A 16,094-nucleotide genomic window follows, 5' to 3' on the forward strand; every position below is an offset into this window, starting at 1 on the left:
GTTGCGATGGATTTTTCTCCGGCGGATCTGTTCCGTTCAACCAAGACCGGCTCTCGCAGCAGCCTGGACCGCGTCAACAAGCAACTTTCGGCCTCGCGCGGCACGTTTCGCCAAAAGGTGCATATCGGTGTGCTCGTGGCTACAGTGGCGCTCGTCGCCTACGGTGCCATCATTATCTGGTCGGCTTCGCAGTTTAAGGCCGATGCCTCGTTCTCACGTCATCTTCTGGGAATTGGCATCGGGGCGGTGCTGGCGGTGCTGGTCTGGCGTACCGACCTGCGCGGTATTTCCAATTTCTCGACGGCGTTGCTCGTCATCGACCTGATCGTTATCTTCTCGCCCAAGATTCCGGGTCTGTCCTATACGGGCGGTCTGGGCATGACGGGCTGGATCAAGATTCCCGGTATCGGCTTGACATTCCAGCCGGTTGAGCTTGCCAAGCTCATCACCATCTTCTTTATCGCCACGCTTGGCTCGCAGTATAACGGCCGCATCGATACCGTTCGCGACTACGTCAAGCTCTGCGGCATGCTGTCCATCCCGTTTTTGGCCGTCGTTGCCATGGGCGACCTGGGCTCGGGCCTGGTCGTGCTGGTCTCGGGCGCCATCGTCATCTGCATGAGCGGTGCGCGCCGCGAATGGGTGCTGTCGACCCTGGCCCTGCTTGTGGGCCTGGTGGCCCTCGTCCTGGCGCTCGATTCGGTCTTTGATTCGTTGCTCGGCCACGATGTGCTCATCAAGCAGTATCAGATGAACCGTCTGACGGTCTTTATCGACCCCGATAATGCCGATTCGGACGATGCCTACAACCTGCAGCAGTCGCTTATCGCCGTTGGCTCGGGCGGCTTCTTTGGTAAGGGTTTGGGCCATGCGACGCAGTCGGCCGGCGGCTTTCTGCCCGAGTTCCACACCGACTTCGTCTTCGCCTTCCTGTCCGAGACCTTTGGCTTTTGCGGTTCCTTTTTGCTCCTGTGCCTCTACGTGCTGCTGATCTTTTCGACGATTCGCGTCGCCTTTAAGTGTGAGTCGCTGTTCTTGCGCCTATCGTGTGTGGGCATCGTTGGCATGTGGGCGTTCCAGACCTTCGAAAACATCGGCATGTGCATCGGCATGATGCCGATTACCGGTATTCCGCTACCGTTTATTAGCTTCGGTTCGTCTTCGATGATGATTCAGCTGCTGACGGTGGGTATCGTACAATCCATATGGCGGCATCGTTCGGGCGCCGCGTAACCGCTGGAGGGGTTTGCTATGAAAATTCCCGTAGATAAGCTGACGCGCGCTTTTAAGATGGGCGCGTCCGTTAAGAAGGATTCCGATACGCCGGTGCGCGTCTCGGTCTATTTGGATTCGTCCGCCTCGCGCTTTCTGGCCGAGACGGTGCGTGACGCCTTTGTACCGCAGACGACCTCGGGCATTGTGCGCGTCGAGCGTCTGGGGGAGGAGCGAATTGCTCCAAAGACCGATACCGATGTGGTGCTGGTGCTCTCGTGCGGCTCCGACCGCTTGGAGAGTGCCGTGCAGGAGCTCGTGATCGCCGGCGCCCCCGTGTGCGTGCTTGCCGAGTCTGCTGTGGAGGTGCCGTTTATCGAGGAGTCCACGCCTGTGCTCGGCGTGGTAGCGGCAACCGATAAGACGTATCTGCTCGAGACGCTTGCCCGCTGGATTCTCGATCGCACCGAAAAGGAAACGGCTTTTGCGGCGAACTTTGCCTTCATGCGTATCGCGGCGGCCAATCGTATCATCACCTCGTGCGCGCTCACCAATATGGCGACCGGTGCGCTGGTGTTTTTGCCGGGCGCCGATTATCCCGTTATGGCGCTGGCGCAGGTGGGCATGCTCTTTGAGCTCGCTGCCGTCTTTGGACGCGGCATTAAGCCTGAGCGCGGCTACGAGGTCGCGGGCGTGCTTGTCGGCGGTCTTGTGATCCGCGCGGTCACCCGCGCGCTCGTCAAGCAGACGCCGCATATTGGGTTTGCCGTCAAGGCGCTCACTGCTGCCGCGGGCACCTATGGCATGGGCCGTGCGCTCGTTTCGCTCTACGAGCGCGATGTCGACTACAGCCGTGCCAACGAGGTGGTTACTGCCACGTTCTCCCGCGTTCGCGATCTGGTGACCACGGTCGCGGGCGCTACCCGTCCTATGGCGTCCTATCAGGACGCATCCAATCTCGCTGCTTAGGGGTTTTCCGTTGCGCGTTCCGTATCAAGACTGTTTTCATTTAATTGAGCCGTTGCTCGCCAAGGTCGAAAAGCCGAGCCGCTATATCGATCACGAGTGGGGCACGCTTTCCAAGGCCGATGCCGACTACCGTTGCTGCCTGATCTACCCGGATGTGTACGAGGTTGGTCTGCCCAACCAGGGTATCGCCATCCTCTACAACATCCTTAACCAGGCCGAGGGCATCTCCTGCGAGCGTGGCTATGTGCCGTGGCCCGATATGGGTGACGCTATGCGCGAGGCAGGCATTCCGCTGCTCTCGCTCGAGGGTGCAGCGCCGGTCGCTTCGTTTGATATCGTCGGCCTGCATGTGCCGCACGAGATGGCGGTGACGAACTTCCTTGAGGCACTCGATCTCGCTGGCATTCCGCTGTTAGCGGCCGACCGAGGTGAAGACGACCCCATCATCATCGCCGGCGGCCCCTCGGTGTACAACCCCGAGCCGTACGCGGCCTTCTTCGATGCCATCCTCATCGGCGAGGGCGAGGAATCGCTGCTCGAGACCTGCCAGCTGCATCGCCGCCTGCGCGACGAAGGAGTCCCGCGCGCGCAGATTGTTGAGCAGCTTGCATCCATTGCCGGCAACTACGTGCCGTCGCTCTATGAGGTTCGTCACGACGAGCCCTGCTCGCCGCACGGCTACACCGTGCCGCGCGAGGGCAAGGATGCGCCGACCGTGGTCTACAAACGCGTCGTCGAGGATTTCGGCGCCACGAATCCGCTGTCGCAGTCGTGCGTGCCCTATGCGCAGCTGGTTCACGACCGCCTGTCTATCGAGATCCTGCGCGGCTGCGCTCGCGGCTGTCGTTTTTGCCAGGCCGGCATGACGTATCGCCCGGTGCGTGAGCGTTCGGCCGACCAGATCGTCTCGTCGGTGATTCAGGGTCTGGAAAAGACCGGCTATGACGAGGTGTCGCTGACCTCGCTCTCCACGACCGACCACTCCTGCATTCGTGACGTGCTTGGCAGGCTCAACCGTCGCCTGGAAGATACGGGTATTCGCGTGTCTATTCCGTCGCAGCGCTTGGATTCGTTTGGCGTGGATATGGCCGAGTCGGTCGCCGGCGAAAAGAAGGGCGGCCTGACGTTCGCGCCCGAGGCCGGCAGCCAGCGCATGCGCGACATCATTAACAAGAACGTGACCGAGGAGGACTTGGACCGTGCGGCCAAGGCGGCCTTCGAGGCCGGCTGGAACCGCATGAAGCTCTACTTTATGATGGGCCTTCCCGGCGAGCGCGACGAGGACATCGTGGCCATCGCCAATCTGGCCGATCACGTGCTTGAGCTCGGTCGTTCCGTGGTGCCCAAGGCTCGTCGCGGCTCGATCTCGGTGTCGATCTCGGTTTCGGTCTTTATTCCCAAGGCTGCCACGCCGTTCCAGTGGTGCCCGCAGCTCGACTACGACGACGTCAAGCGTCGCCAGAAGCTGCTTATCACGAGCGTTCGCAACCGTGCCGTCCGCGTGCATTACCACGATGCCGAGACCTCGCTCATCGAGGCCGCGCTCTCCCGCGCCGGTCGCGACATGACGCCCGTCATCATCGATGCTTGGCGCTCGGGGTCTCGCTTTGACGCCTGGGTAGAGCATTTCTCGCTCGATAACTGGAAGGAGGCTGCTGCCAAAAACGGCATCGACCTCAATGAGCTCGTGCACCTGCCCTACGAGTTGGACTGGCGTCTGCCGTGGGAGCATGTGAGCCCCGGCTGCACGCGCGGCTTCCTCGAGCGCGAGTACCGTCGCTCGCTCGAGGGTGTCACGACTCCCGACTGCACCCGCACGTCGTGCACCGGCTGCGGAATCTGCCTCACGCTCCACGCCAAGAATGTACTGATGGGTGATCGCGCATGAGTGAGCGCCTGACCGACAGCCCCACGCTCTTTAGACTTCGTGTTCGCTATGGCAAACGCGATCGCCTTAAGTACCTGGGCCATCTCGAAGTAATCCATACCATTGAGCGCATCGTGCGCCGTGCGGGACTTCCCTATGCCGTCACGCAGGGCTTCTCTCCGCACATGCGCGTGGGCTTCTCTTCGGCGCTACCGGTGGGTACGTCGTCGACCTGCGAGTGGTATGACCTGTTTATGACCGAGTTCGTGGCGCTCGACGAGGCGTTTGGGCGCCTGGCTGCGGCCTCTCCGGCCGATCTGGCGCCCATCGAGGCGGCGTACATCGACGTGCGCACGCCGGCGCTCACGGCTCAGCTTACGCGTCTGTCGTACCGTATCGACTTGCACCTGGACCCCGAAGCCCCCGTGAGCGCCGACGAGGTGCGTCGTGCGATCGACACGCTGCGCGCGGGTCATGGTATTGACTATGCGCGCGGCAAAAAGAGCAAGCGCTTAGACCTTGACCACACACTGGTGGGCTATGAGATCACGGCGGGGGAGCGTCCGGACCATCTGGTGCTCATGCTCGACACCCATGCCGACAACGAGGGCTCCATGCGTCCGGAGATTTTGCTTTCTGCTGCTGATGTTTTGTTGCAGGGCTTGACCCCGGGCGTCGATGCACCTATTGTTTCCACCGGTATGCAAGACCTCGTGACCATCTGCTCCTACGATGTCGAGCGTCAGAATCAAGCATGCGAGGACGACGAGGGCCGACTCGTCAGCCCCATACCTGTGCGAACTTGTGGATTTGCTCCACATACTCGTTGACGGGGGTATTTTCGCCTGCTACTATATTCGGCTGTTGCACTAACTGATGCATGAAGGGCAAGTAAACATGTACGCAATCGTTAACACGGGCGGCAAGCAGTACAAGGTCGCCACCGACGATGTCATCACCGTCGAGAAGATCGAGGGCAATGAGGGCGACAAGGTCACCCTGCCGGTCATCTTCCTCAACGATGGTAAGAAGATCGTCACCGATCCCGACAAGCTGGCCAAGGCCAAGGTTACCGCTCAGATCGTTGAGCAGTTCAAGGGCGAGAAGCAGCTGGTCTTCAAGTTCCACAAGCGTAAGCGCTATCGTCGTCTGAAGGGTCACCGTCAGCAGCTCACCAAGCTGAAGATCGTGAAGGTCCAGGCTACGTCCCGCGCCAAGAAGGCTGTCAAGGCAGAGGCCGAGGCTGTTGCCGAGGCTCCCGTCGCCGAGTAGATTACACTCGTAACGAAAGAGTAGGTATACACAATGGCACACAAAAAAGGACTCGGTTCCTCCCGTAATGGCCGTGACTCCCGCGGTCAGCGCCTTGGCACGAAGCGCTATGCCGGCCAGACGGTAACCACGGGCACGATTCTCGTCCGTCAGCACGGCACGCACATCCACCCGGGTGAGAACGTTGGCCGTGGCAAGGACGACACGCTGTTCGCGCTGGTCGACGGTACCGTTGAGTTCCACAAGGGTATCAAGCACAGGGTCAGCGTACGCCCGCTCGCGAACGCGTAATTCACCCTTCATAGAGCACATATGTGGGAGGCACTTGAGTTTTAGGATTCAAGGGTCTCCCTCTTTTTGTAGGAGGCGATTCTGTTGTCACAGTTCACCGATATCAGCCGCATTAACGTGTGCGGCGGCGACGGCGGAGCCGGATGCATGTCGTTTAGGCGCGAGGCATTTGTCCCCAAGGGCGGCCCCGATGGCGGCGACGGCGGTCGTGGCGGCAATGTCGTCATCCAGGCCGATGCTCAGCTGTCTTCGTTGATCGATTACCGCTTTAAGCATCACTTCCGCGCCGAACGCGGCACGCACGGGCAGGGTGCCCGTCGTAACGGCAAGAGCGGCGAGGACCTGATCCTGAAGGTTCCCATGGGCACCGTGGTGCGCGAGCTCGACCCCGAGACGCAGACCCCGATGTTCGAGATTGCTGACCTGGTGCACGATGGCGAGCGCGTTGTCGTGGCGCCCGGCGGTGCCGGTGGCCTGGGCAACACGCACTTTGTGACGTCGGTGCGCCGCGCGCCCGCGTTCGCTCAGCTGGGCGAACCGGCCGAGGAGCACTGGATTGAGCTCGAGATGAAGCTTATGGCCGATGCCGCGCTCGTGGGCTTCCCCTCGGTGGGCAAGTCCTCGCTCATCGCGCGCATGAGTGCCGCCCGACCCAAGATCGCCGATTATCCGTTTACCACGCTCGTGCCCAATCTGGGCATGGTGCGTGCCGGTGAGTATTCTTACGTTGTTGCCGACGTTCCTGGTTTGATCGAGGGCGCGAGCGAGGGCAAGGGTCTGGGCCACCAGTTCCTGCGCCACATTGAGCGTACGGCCCTGATCATGCATGTCGTCGACATGACGGGCGGTTTTGGGGATCGCGACCCGGTTGAGGATTACCGCATCATCAACCGTGAGCTCGAGCAGTATGGCGCCGAGCTTTCGGAGCGTCCGCAGATTGTCGTCGCCAACAAGTGCGATGCGCCGGGCACGGCCGACAAGATTGCCGACCTCAAGCGCGCCGCGCTCGACGATGGACATATGTTCTTTGCCGTGTCCGCCGTGACGGGCGCCGGCCTCAACACGCTGATGCTTGCCGTGGGCGAGCAGGTGGCTAAGCTGCGTGCCGAGTTGGCGGTCTCCGCTGAGCCGGTCGATCTGCGCGACGAGGAGTGGGAGCGCCGCCGTCTGCAGCGCGAGAAGCGTTTCCGCATTGTCCAGGAGGAGCCTGGTGCCTTCCGTGTGGTTGGTCGCGCGATTGAGCGCATGGTCATCCAGACCGACTGGGAAAACGAGGAAGCTGTCATCTACCTGCAGCATAAGTTTGCGTGCATGGGTGTCGACGATGCGCTCGAGAAGGCCGGCTGCCGTGCGGGCGACGAGGTCCGCATTTGCCAGCGCGCCTTTGACTTTGAGGGCGCTGAGGACTTCTCGGAGTACGAGGAGCTCGAGGACGCTGGCGAGGACGCTGGCGAGGACGTTGCCGTTGAGGCCCTTGACGTGACCGATGCTCCGGATGAGGGCGTCGAGGTTGTCGATGCGGCGGATGTCGCGGACGATGCCGAGACCTCGGAGGGCGAGTAAGCCATGTCGCTGCGCGGTGGAATCGGTTTGCCCGAGCTGCCCATAAAAGAGGGCAAAGAGTTTCGGCTTGGCATTATGGGCGGCACCTTCGACCCGATTCATTACGGGCACCTGGTGACTGCCGAGCAGGCGCGCGAGTCGCTCGACTTGGACGCTGTGCTCTTTATGCCGGCGGGCTCTCCCGCCTTTAAACTCGACAAGCCGGTGACGCCTGCCGAGGACCGTTATGCCATGACGGTCCTCGCCACCGCCGCGAACCCGGCCTTTTTGGCGAGCCGGTTCGAGATTGACCGTCCGGGCATAACCTATACGGCCGATACGCTTCATGCCCTTCGCGACTTTTACCCGCCGCAGGTAAAGCTCTACTTTATTACGGGCGCCGACGCGATTATCGATATTGTGACCTGGCATGATGCCGAGCGAATCGCTGAGCTTGCTACCTTTATTGCGGCGACGCGACCGGGTTTTGATATCGATACGGCGCGTGCCCGAATCAAAGAGTCGGGGCTGCCGTTCGATGTGCGCTATATTCAGATTCCGGCGCTGGCGATCAGCTCGACGAACATTCGTAAGCGAGTTGCCCGCGGCATGAGCGTGCGCTATCTTACGAGCGAGTCTGTGCTCGGCTACATTCGCAAGCGCAGGCTATATGCCGATTTGGGACAAGAAGATTTTGAGTGATGGGGGCTACGTTGTCGGTAGAGGATCAGTTTGAGGGCGATGAGCGCGCGCTGCTCAAGCGCATTCAAGAGCTGCTCGATGTTCGCATGAAAGATAAGCGCAAGCGCTATGTGCATTCGCTGGGTGTTGCCGAGACCGCACTTCATCTGGCCGAGGTCTACGGCGTTGACCGCTTTGATGCGGCTGCCGCCGGCTTAATTCACGATTGGGACAAGGTTCTTTCCGATGACGAGCTCGTGGCCCGCGCGCTTCACTATGGCATCAAGGTTGCCGGCTCTCCTTCCGCCGCGACGCCGCTTTTGCATGGCCCTGTTGCCGCCTATGAGCTTCCGCAGCTTTTCCCCGAGCTGTCGCCGGCTGTTTTCCAGGCTGTCGACCGTCACACCGTGGGTGCCTGCGACATGACGCCGCTCGATATGGTGGTCTTTGTGGCCGATGCCATCGAACCCAACCGCCATGGTGATTATGCCCACGCGCTGCGCAAGATGGTGGGGGAGTCGACGCTTGACGAGTTGTTCTTCTCCTGTTTTGCGCAGGGTCTGGTCTATGTGATCCAGTCCGGGCGCTATCTTTATCCCACGGCTATTACGATTTACAACCATTACGCCCAGCTGCGCTAGCTCGGGCTATCTAGAAAGAGGTATTCCATGGCCGACGAGACCATGACCGACGAGCAGATTCTTGAAGGTGTGGAGCACAAGAGTTTCGTTGCCACGTCCGACCGCACTGTCGCCTCGCTGTCCGCGAGCGGTGTCGCCGCCGAGGATGTCGCCCGCGCCGCCGCGCAGGCCGCCTACGACAAGAAAGGCGAGGACGTTCAAGTGCTCGACCTGACTGAGCTTTCCGATGTGTGCGACTACTTTGTCATCGCTACCGGCACCAACAACCGTCAGGTTGATTCGATCGTTGACGAGATCGAGGAGAAGGTCGCCGAGGCTTGCGGCGAGCATCCGTTCTCCATCGAGGGCCGTGAGCAGAAGACCTGGATGCTCATGGACTACGGTTCGGTTGTCGTCCACGTCTTCACTCCCGAAGCCCGCGACTTCTACCGCCTCGAGAAACTCTGGGGAGACGCTCCCCAGCTCCCCCTCAATCTCCTCTAGTAGCTCATTTGAGACGGGGGTTTTAGCTACCCTCACGCATATCGCCGGGCAGTTGCGGTTTTCCGCACCTGCCCGGCTTTCTTTTTGCCCAAAGGCGGTTAATCGTTGAAGCGGGATTGGCGGCCGAAGGATAGGGCGGTGTCGCCGAACTTGTCGCGGACGGCGTCAATTGCGACGGAGAGGTCGCGTCGGTCGCTGGATTGGGCCCCGCGGTCATCGACTTCGCAGAACAGGTCGGTTTGGATACCGCCTTGGTGGTTGAAGTCGCTCATGCCGATACCTGCCAGACGCACGTGCATGCCTTCTTGCCAGATATTGTCGAGCAGCTCGAGCGCCACGGCAACAAAGATATTCTCGTCGTCGGTGGGGTGGGGAAGCCGCCGCTGCGCCGTTCGCCCGCTTCCATACGAATACTTGAGCTTGAGCGTCACCGTGGCGCCCGTTAGTCCCTGACGGCGCAGGCGGCGTCCCACTGACTCTCCCAACAACGCAATCGCCGCTTCGATGTCCCCACGCTCAGTCAAATCTTTCGCAAAGGTGCGCTCATTGCTCACCGATTTAACCTCGCGTTCCTCGTCCAGACTCGTGACTTCGGAAACCTCGAGTCCCAGCGCACGCTGGCGCATGCGTTCGCCGTTGACACCAAAAATAGAGGCCAAGGTTGATTCCGGTGCACGTGACAGCTCGCCGAGCGTGTAGATGCGCATGCGGCGCAGTCGCTCCTCGGCCGAGCGCCCGATGCCGCTCATGGCAGATACCGGCAGCGCGGCCAAAAAGCGCTGCTCGGTTCCGGGGCGCACGATGGTCAGCCCAAACGGCTTATCCCGCTCGCTTGCGATCTTTGCGACCGTCTTGTTGCAGCCCACGCCAATGGAGCAGGTCACTCCCAGCGCTGCCACGCGGTCGCTTATGCGCCGCGCAACCAGCAGCGGGTCTTCGGGCGCAAAGCGGCCCGGTGTGATATCGATAAAGGCTTCGTCGATGGATACGCGCTCCACGCGCGGCGTCTCCTCGGCGAGAATCGCCATGACCTGCGCGCTGACCTCACGATAGCGATCAAAATGCCCATGCGTCCAAATGGCTTGCGGACAGAGGCGCCGCGCCTCGGCCGAGGGCATAGCGGAGTGCACGCCAAAGCGACGTGCCTCATACGAACACGTGGACACGACGCCACGCGAATCGGCATCGCCACCCACGATGAGTGGCTTTCCGCGCCATTCGGGATGATCGAGCATTTCCACGCTCGCAAAAAACGCATCGAGGTCCATCAGGCCCACCGCCGGACCCGTCCAGGGAGGCGGCGTGACGCCCATGGCATCCTCATAACCGTATGTATGTTCGCGTCTTTCCATGTCATGAGTATACCGCGCAGCTCATGTGGGGTGCGTGTATGTGCTTGCAAATCCCGAATTCTTGTCTAAGATATGGATTTGCCCTCGACTACACCGAAGAAGTTGGTCTCACGGACTTCACCTGCCCGCGTCGATGGCGTATTATGTTCAACTGTTTGTTTGTAGTTGCAGCCTAAAGCTGCTTGGTTGGAGGAGTTTCCTTTGGCAGTCAAGATTCGCCTTGCTCGTCACGGCGCTAAGAAGCGTCCGTACTACCGTGTCGTCGTCGCCGATTCCCGCGCCCCGCGTGACGGTCGTATCATCGAGGAGGTTGGCCGCTACAACCCGATGACCGCCCCCAAGACCATCAACCTCGACCTCGAGAAGATCGCCGACTGGCAGTCCAAAGGCGCTCAGCTCACCGACGCCGTCGCCGCTCTGGTCAAGGCCGCCAACGAGGGCGAGAAGACCGAGACCGTCGTCAAGAAGTCCAAGAAGCAGCTCGCCAAAGAGGCCGAGGCCGCTAAGGCTGCCGCTGAGGCCGCTGAGGGCGCCGAGGAGTAAATCGTGCCTGAGGTTGACGCTGCACAGCTCGAGGGTGAGGCAATGCTCTCAGATCGCATCGCCGATCTCGTCGAATATCTCGTTGTTCAGATCGTCGACGACCCGGATTCCGTGAGCCTTGAGGTCATCGATGGTGACGACACCTCTACGATCGAGGTTTCTGTCGCCGAGGATGACGTCGCTAAGGTCATCGGCCGTCGTGGCCGTACCATCAAGGCCATTCGCACGCTCGCCCGTGCACTGGCCGCTCGCCTCGACACTGCAGTCGAGGTAGAGGTTCTGGGCTAGGACCTTGAGGTCCCAGTACAAAAACATCGCCCGTGTGGTCAAGCCGCACGGAAGGAAGGGGGAGGTCCTCGCGCAGCCGCTGCGGGGGCTTCCTTCTGTATTAGAGCCGGGTATGCGCGTCGCCCTGACGCCGCCGGCGCTCAAGCGCGACCGCTTTTGCACGGTCGTGTCCGTCACCGATACGGGCGATGGCGATCTGGTCTCGTTTGAGGGCATTGACGACTTGACGGCCGCCGAGGGCATCACGGGATGCTATGTGCTGGCAAATCGTGACGACTTTGAGCTCGATTCGCTCGACGCCGCCTATACCGACCTGATGGGTCGCGAGGTGGTCGACGAGCGCTTCGGTTCGCTCGGCACGATCGTCGAGATCATGTCGACGCCCGCTAACGATGTTTGGGTTGTCGAGGGTGATCGGTACGGCGAGGTGCTGATTCCCGTGATCGAGCAGGTTGTGCTCGATCTTCCCGACACAGGAACAATTTCCGTCCACGTTATGGACGGCCTGATCGATATGGACAAGTAGGGAGGACAACATGCTGATTGAGACCCTTTCGGTCTTTCCCGAGATGTTTGAGCCTGTCATGTCCACATCGATTTTGGGCCGCGCCCGCAAGGCCGGCCTTTTTGATTTTAAGGCGTATAACCTGCGCGACTGGACGCACGACCGCCATCGTACCGTCGATGACGAGCCGTACGGCGGCGGGCAGGGCATGCTCATGAAGGTCGAGCCTATTGCCGAGGCCATCGAGGCTATTAGCTCCGAGGGTCCCAAGCCCACCGTGGTGTTCTTTACGCCCTGTGGCGAGCCCTTTACGCAGCATGTGGCCGAGCGCCTGCTCAAAAGCGAGCGCCTGCTGTTTGTGTGCAGCCGTTACGAGGGTGTCGACGAGCGTGCCTATGCGTATGCCGACGAGCGCCTGTCGATCGGCGATTACGTGCTCACGGGCGGCGAGCTTCCCGCTATGGTCGTTGCCGATGCCGTCGTACGCCTGATTCCCGGCGCCCTTGGTGACGAGATGAGCAACGTCGACGAGTCGTTCTCGACCGCCGAGGACGGAGGCCTGCTCGAGTATGCGCAGTACACTCGCCCTGCTGAATTCAACGGCGAGGGCGTGCCGCCGGTGCTCGTGAGCGGTGACCATGCCAAGGTTGACGCCTGGCGCCGTAAGAATGCCATCGAGCGCACCTGCCGCTGGCGTCCCGACCTGATCGAGACGGCGCGCCTTACGCCCCAGGAGCGCGCATACGCGCAGGAGATTCTGGACGCTTCGTATTCGCAGAGCGAGGAGTGAGAATGGTTCCATCGCAGCATTCCGCGTTGAGGGGCGCTTTTGAGTGGGTCGCGGTCATCGCGATCGCGCTCGTGGCCACCTTCCTGATCCGCACCTTTGTGGTCGAGCCCTTTGTGGTACCCACCGGCTCCATGGAGGACACGATCGAGATTGGCGACCAGATCCTGGCACAAAAGGTGAGCCTCGAGCTCGGTCAGCCCGTCAAACAGGGCGATATCGTGGTGTTCCACAACCCCGATGTCACTTCCGAGCATGATGTTCTTGTCAAGCGTGTTATTGCCACGGCCGGCCAGACGGTCGACCTGCAGGACGGCAAGGTGGTCGTTGACGGCCAGGCGCTCGATGAGGACTATACGACGGGCATGAGCTGGCCGCTTTCGGTCCAAGCGCCTGGCGCCCAGGTGAGTTATCCCTACACCGTTCCCGACGGGTGCGTGTGGGTGATGGGCGACAACCGCGAAAAGTCTGCCGACTCGCGCTACTTTGGTCCCGTCGATCGCTCTGATTTGATCGCTGTGGCGCTTGTGCGCTACTGGCCGCTCAACCGCATCGGCGCTATCGACTAAAAACCGCTATAGTACAGTACCTAACCGTGTAATCGTTTCGACGAGGGGATATTAGAGGCATGAACGCTTCATCGCTTTCCTTCCAAGACATCATCCTGCGCCTCCAGCAGTACTGGGGCGAGCAGGGCTGCGTCATTATGCAGCCCTATGACTCCGAGGTCGGTGCCGGTACCTTCCATACCGCGACCACGCTGCGCTCGCTCGGTCCCGCCGAATGGCGCACCTGCTATGCGCAGCCCTGCCGCCGTCCCGCCGACGGCCGCTACGGCGAGAACCCTAACCGCATGCAGCACTACTATCAGTTCCAGGTGCTCATTAAGCCCTCTCCGGTTAATGCTCAGGAGCTTTACCTGGGGTCTCTTGCTGCCATTGGCCTGGACCCCAACGACCATGACGTCCGTTTTGTCGAGGACGACTGGGAGAGCCCGACGCTGGGCGCCTGGGGCCTTGGCTGGGAGGTCTGGCTCAACGGCATGGAGGTCACGCAGTTCACGTACTTCCAGCAGGTGGGCGGTATCGAGGTCGACCCCGTGCCCGTCGAGATCACCTATGGCCTGGAGCGTATCGCCATGTACGCTCAGGGCGTCAACTCGGTCTACGATCTGGTGTGGAGCTATCTGCCCGACGGCACGCCCATGACCTACGGCGACGTGTTCCTCGAGAACGAGCGCGAGTTCAGTGCCTATAACTTTGAGGTCGCCAACGTCGAGATGATGCGTCAGAAGTTTGACGACTACGAGGCCGAGTGCCATTCCTGCCTGGAGCGCAAGCTGCCGTTGCCGGCGTACGACTGTGTCATGAAGTGCAGCCACGCCTTCAACCTGCTCGATGCCCGCGGTGCCCTGTCCGCGGTCGAGCGTGCCAACTACATCCTGCGCGTCCGCGCCGTCGCCAAGGCGTGCTGCGAGGCCTACATGGCCGAGGTCGCCGGAGTCAACGAGAATGCCGACCAGGAAGGCGAGGTGGCGTAAGCCATGGCAGACGCTAAGGATTTCCTGTTTGAGATCGGTACGGAGGAAATGCCCTCTGCACCGCTGAACAATGCCGTCAAGCAGCTTGGTACCATGATCGCCAAGGGTCTCGACGAGGCCGGTCTGGCCCACGGCGAGGTCCGCGTGATCTCGAGCCCGCGTCGCCTGGCTGCGCTCGTTGCCGACGTTGCCACCGCGACCGATGAGGTTCACGAGGTCAAGCGTGGCCCCGCGGCAAACATCGCCTTCGACGCTGACGGTAACGCCACCAAGGCCGCCCAGGGCTTCGCCCGCAAGTGCGGTGTGGCTGCCGAGGACCTGGTCCGTCGTGAGGATACCGACGGTCGCGAGTATGTCTTTGCCGAGAAGAACATTCCCTCCGCACCGGCAACCCCGATCCTGACGGCCCTGTGCGAGAAGACCATTGCCGGCCTGCAGTGGCCCAACTACCGCTCCCAGCGCTGGGGCCACGAGCACGCGACGTTCGTGCGTCCGGTCCGCTGGATTTGCTGCCTTCTGGGCGAGGATGTTGTGCCCGTGTCGTTTGCCGACGTGACGAGCGGCAACACCACGCGCGGCCATCGCGTGCTCGGCCCCGGTGACCACGTTGTCGCCAGCCCCGCCGCCTACGAGCAGGTACTCGAGGACGCCGGCGTGCTTTCTGCCGAGCGCCGTCGCGAGGCCATCCTTGCCGGTATCTCCGAGGTCGAGGCCGCTCGCCCCGGCTGCCATGTCGATACGCCCAAGAAGGTCTTTGAGGAGGTCATTAACCTCTGCGAGTGGCCGACGGTGTTCGTCGGTACTTTCGACGAGGAGTTCCTCAAGGTCCCGCACGAGATTATCTGCGAGTCCATGCTCACCAACCAGCGCTACTTCCCGATCTATGACGGCGAGGGCAAGCTGACGCGTGAGTTCGTGGTCGTCTCCAACAGCAAGCCCGAGAACGCCGAGCGCGTGATCGACGGCAACGAGCGCGTCGTGCGCGCCCGTCTGGACGACGCTAAGTTCTTCTACGAGGAGGACCTGAAGATCTCCCTCGACGAGTTCCGTGAGCGCCTGGCCAAGGTCGCCTTCCAGGAGAAGCTCGGTAGCGTGCTCGCCAAGTCCGAGCGTATTGAGCAGCTCGCGCTCGCTATTGCCCGCGAGGCCCATCTGGGCGCCCATCTGGCTGCCGATGCCGCTCGCGCCGCGCACCTGTGCAAGGCCGACCTGGTGTCCAACGCCGTCATCGAGTTCACGAGCCAGCAGGGCGTGATGGGCGGTTACTACGCGACCGCGATGGGGGAGAACGACGAGGTCGCTCATGCCATTCGCGATCACTATCGTCCCCGCTTTGCCGGTGACGAGCTGCCCGAGGGCACCGCTGGCTGCATCGTGGCCTGCGCCGACAAGCTCGATACCATCGCCGGTATCTTTGCCATCGGCGAGCCCCCGACCGGCTCCTCCGACCCCTACGCGCTGCGTCGTGCCGCTATCGGCATCATCAACATCCTGCGCGACCGTCTGCCGATCGATCCCACGTCGCTCATCGACTTCGCCCTTGAGCTCTACAGTGAGCAGGGCATTGAGTTCGACGCCGCCGAGGTCGCCCAGCAGGTTCGCGACTTCTTCCATGGCCGCCTGGTGAGCATGGCCCGCGACGAGAAGATCCCGGCCGATACCGTTGCCGCCGTCTCCGCGGTGCACATCATTGCTCCGTCCGTCTTCTTCGCCCGCTGCGCCGCCCTCGACGAGGCCCGCAAGAACGACGCTGAGACGTTCGATAACCTGGCGACCGCCTATGCCCGCGCCGCGCACATCTCCAAGCCCGAGCTGGGTGCGGAGTACGACCGCGCCCTGATGGGCGAGGTTGAGCTCGCGCTTGCCGACGCCTCCGAGGCCGCTCGGACCGCCGTCGATGCTGCTCTCGCTGTCGAGGATTACCCGGCCGCATTTGCTGCCCTCGCCGCCCTGCGTGCCCCCATCGACCGCTTCTTCGACGAGGTCATGGTCATGGACAAGGACGAGCAGCTTCGCGATAATCGCCTTAAGCTGCTCAACCGCTTCGAGGCCGTTTTCTCCGGCATCGCCAACATCGGTGAGCTTGCCCGCAAAAAGTAAGCTAGCCTGCGCGTAAGCGCA

At 61.6% G+C, this 16,094-nt stretch carries 18 protein-coding genes; 17 read left to right on the forward strand and 1 reads right to left on the reverse strand.

Translation table 11 applies throughout. From position 1 onward, the window contains the following. The first annotated feature begins 6 nt into the window (after nucleotides 1–6). The 10 genes from DXB86_RS07205 (at nucleotide 7) to rsfS (ending at nucleotide 8,958) form a co-directional block, all read left to right on the forward strand. Nucleotides 7–1,233 carry an FtsW/RodA/SpoVE family cell cycle protein gene (locus DXB86_RS07205; RefSeq protein ID WP_022094759.1) on the forward strand — a complete coding sequence of 409 codons (1,227 nt, stop codon included), beginning with the start codon at nucleotides 7–9 and terminating at the stop codon, nucleotides 1,231–1,233. A gap of 18 nt (nucleotides 1,234–1,251) precedes the next feature. Then, the gene (locus tag DXB86_RS07210; protein ID WP_117736661.1) at nucleotides 1,252–2,181 is read left to right on the forward strand and encodes a YcjF family protein; all 930 of its coding nucleotides are present in this window, start codon (nucleotides 1,252–1,254) and stop codon (nucleotides 2,179–2,181) included. A gap of 10 nt (nucleotides 2,182–2,191) precedes the next feature. Next, entirely contained in the window at nucleotides 2,192–4,069 is a 1,878-nt protein-coding gene (locus tag DXB86_RS07215) for a TIGR03960 family B12-binding radical SAM protein (protein WP_117736662.1), read from the forward strand. Beyond that, the gene (locus tag DXB86_RS07220; protein WP_117736663.1) at nucleotides 4,066–4,878 is read left to right on the forward strand and encodes a TIGR03936 family radical SAM-associated protein; all 813 of its coding nucleotides are present in this window, start codon (nucleotides 4,066–4,068) and stop codon (nucleotides 4,876–4,878) included. Before DXB86_RS07215 ends, DXB86_RS07220 begins: the two co-directional genes overlap by 4 nt. 67 nt (nucleotides 4,879–4,945) lie before the next feature. Then, the gene (rplU, locus tag DXB86_RS07225) at nucleotides 4,946–5,320 is read left to right on the forward strand and encodes a 50S ribosomal protein L21 (protein ID WP_035138585.1); all 375 of its coding nucleotides are present in this window, start codon (nucleotides 4,946–4,948) and stop codon (nucleotides 5,318–5,320) included. 33 nt (nucleotides 5,321–5,353) lie between these two features. Continuing rightward, the gene (rpmA, locus tag DXB86_RS07230; RefSeq protein ID WP_006236075.1) at nucleotides 5,354–5,611 is read left to right on the forward strand and encodes a 50S ribosomal protein L27; all 258 of its coding nucleotides are present in this window, start codon (nucleotides 5,354–5,356) and stop codon (nucleotides 5,609–5,611) included. 84 nt (nucleotides 5,612–5,695) lie between these two features. Beyond that, the gene (obgE, locus tag DXB86_RS07235; protein ID WP_199411016.1) at nucleotides 5,696–7,174 is read left to right on the forward strand and encodes a GTPase ObgE; all 1,479 of its coding nucleotides are present in this window, start codon (nucleotides 5,696–5,698) and stop codon (nucleotides 7,172–7,174) included. 3 nt (nucleotides 7,175–7,177) lie between these two features. Continuing rightward, nucleotides 7,178–7,855, forward strand: coding sequence for a nicotinate-nucleotide adenylyltransferase (nadD, locus tag DXB86_RS07240; protein ID WP_117564249.1), 678 nt, complete (start codon nucleotides 7,178–7,180; stop codon nucleotides 7,853–7,855). 86 nt (nucleotides 7,856–7,941) lie between these two features. Beyond that, a complete protein-coding gene (gene yqeK / locus DXB86_RS07245) occupies nucleotides 7,942–8,475 on the forward strand; it encodes a bis(5'-nucleosyl)-tetraphosphatase (symmetrical) YqeK (protein ID WP_192924102.1) in 534 nt (177 codons plus the stop codon). 27 nt (nucleotides 8,476–8,502) lie between these two features. Then, nucleotides 8,503–8,958 (forward strand): ribosome silencing factor, encoded by a 456-nt coding sequence (rsfS, locus tag DXB86_RS07250; RefSeq protein ID WP_117736665.1) that lies wholly within the window; start codon nucleotides 8,503–8,505, stop codon nucleotides 8,956–8,958. Between the two features lie 98 nt (nucleotides 8,959–9,056). Here the strand turns inward: rsfS and dinB are convergent, their stop codons facing one another. Continuing rightward, the gene (gene dinB, locus DXB86_RS07255; RefSeq protein WP_199408845.1) at nucleotides 9,057–10,310 is read right to left on the reverse strand and encodes a DNA polymerase IV; all 1,254 of its coding nucleotides are present in this window, start codon (nucleotides 10,308–10,310) and stop codon (nucleotides 9,057–9,059) included. 201 nt (nucleotides 10,311–10,511) lie between these two features. On the opposite strand from dinB, the gene rpsP reads away from it, so the two are divergent. From rpsP to glyS, 7 genes are read left to right on the forward strand one after another with little or no spacing between them, the layout of a single operon-like run. Then, nucleotides 10,512–10,853, forward strand: a complete 342-nt coding sequence (gene rpsP / locus DXB86_RS07260; RefSeq protein ID WP_022094749.1) for a 30S ribosomal protein S16 — start codon at nucleotides 10,512–10,514, stop codon at nucleotides 10,851–10,853. Nucleotides 10,854–10,895: 42 nt separating this feature from the next. After that, a complete protein-coding gene (locus tag DXB86_RS07265) occupies nucleotides 10,896–11,141 on the forward strand; it encodes a KH domain-containing protein (protein ID WP_192934524.1) in 246 nt (81 codons plus the stop codon). Nucleotides 11,142–11,145: 4 nt separating this feature from the next. Next, a complete protein-coding gene (rimM, locus tag DXB86_RS07270) occupies nucleotides 11,146–11,667 on the forward strand; it encodes a ribosome maturation factor RimM (RefSeq protein ID WP_055309865.1) in 522 nt (173 codons plus the stop codon). Between the two features lie 10 nt (nucleotides 11,668–11,677). Continuing rightward, nucleotides 11,678–12,436: a tRNA (guanosine(37)-N1)-methyltransferase TrmD gene (trmD, locus tag DXB86_RS07275; RefSeq protein WP_055250008.1), complete on the forward strand. Its 759-nt coding sequence runs from the start codon at nucleotides 11,678–11,680 to the stop codon at nucleotides 12,434–12,436. A gap of 2 nt (nucleotides 12,437–12,438) precedes the next feature. Beyond that, on the forward strand, nucleotides 12,439–13,002 hold the full coding sequence (gene lepB, locus DXB86_RS07280; RefSeq protein ID WP_117736667.1) for a signal peptidase I: 564 nt from the start codon (nucleotides 12,439–12,441) through the stop codon (nucleotides 13,000–13,002). A gap of 59 nt (nucleotides 13,003–13,061) precedes the next feature. Then, the gene (locus DXB86_RS07285; RefSeq protein ID WP_006236091.1) at nucleotides 13,062–13,973 is read left to right on the forward strand and encodes a glycine--tRNA ligase subunit alpha; all 912 of its coding nucleotides are present in this window, start codon (nucleotides 13,062–13,064) and stop codon (nucleotides 13,971–13,973) included. Nucleotides 13,974–13,976: 3 nt separating this feature from the next. Next, a complete protein-coding gene (glyS, locus tag DXB86_RS07290) occupies nucleotides 13,977–16,073 on the forward strand; it encodes a glycine--tRNA ligase subunit beta (protein WP_117736668.1) in 2,097 nt (698 codons plus the stop codon). The last annotated feature ends 21 nt before the right edge of the window (nucleotides 16,074–16,094 follow it).

The organism is Collinsella sp. OM06-18AC (assembly GCF_003438785.1).
Lineage (GTDB): Bacteria > Actinomycetota > Coriobacteriia > Coriobacteriales > Coriobacteriaceae > Collinsella.

Bases quoted from the DNA above. Each gene is read 5' to 3' on its own strand.
- DXB86_RS07205 (WP_022094759.1), top strand. From the start codon at position 7: ATGGATTTTTCTCCGGCGGATCTGTTCCGTTCAACCAAGACCGGCTCT.
- DXB86_RS07210 (WP_117736661.1), top strand. From the start codon at position 1,252: ATGAAAATTCCCGTAGATAAGCTGACGCGCGCTTTTAAGATGGGCGCG.
- DXB86_RS07220 (WP_117736663.1), top strand. From the start codon at position 4,066: ATGAGTGAGCGCCTGACCGACAGCCCCACGCTCTTTAGACTTCGTGTT.
- rplU (WP_035138585.1), top strand. From the start codon at position 4,946: ATGTACGCAATCGTTAACACGGGCGGCAAGCAGTACAAGGTCGCCACC.
- rpmA (WP_006236075.1), top strand. From the start codon at position 5,354: ATGGCACACAAAAAAGGACTCGGTTCCTCCCGTAATGGCCGTGACTCC.
- nadD (WP_117564249.1), top strand. From the start codon at position 7,178: ATGTCGCTGCGCGGTGGAATCGGTTTGCCCGAGCTGCCCATAAAAGAG.
- yqeK (WP_192924102.1), top strand. From the start codon at position 7,942: ATGAAAGATAAGCGCAAGCGCTATGTGCATTCGCTGGGTGTTGCCGAG.
- rsfS (WP_117736665.1), top strand. From the start codon at position 8,503: ATGGCCGACGAGACCATGACCGACGAGCAGATTCTTGAAGGTGTGGAG.
- dinB (WP_199408845.1), bottom strand. From the start codon at position 10,310: ATGGAAAGACGCGAACATACATACGGTTATGAGGATGCCATGGGCGTC.
- DXB86_RS07265 (WP_192934524.1), top strand. From the start codon at position 10,896: ATGCTCTCAGATCGCATCGCCGATCTCGTCGAATATCTCGTTGTTCAG.
- trmD (WP_055250008.1), top strand. From the start codon at position 11,678: ATGCTGATTGAGACCCTTTCGGTCTTTCCCGAGATGTTTGAGCCTGTC.
- lepB (WP_117736667.1), top strand. From the start codon at position 12,439: ATGGTTCCATCGCAGCATTCCGCGTTGAGGGGCGCTTTTGAGTGGGTC.
- DXB86_RS07285 (WP_006236091.1), top strand. From the start codon at position 13,062: ATGAACGCTTCATCGCTTTCCTTCCAAGACATCATCCTGCGCCTCCAG.
- glyS (WP_117736668.1), top strand. From the start codon at position 13,977: ATGGCAGACGCTAAGGATTTCCTGTTTGAGATCGGTACGGAGGAAATG.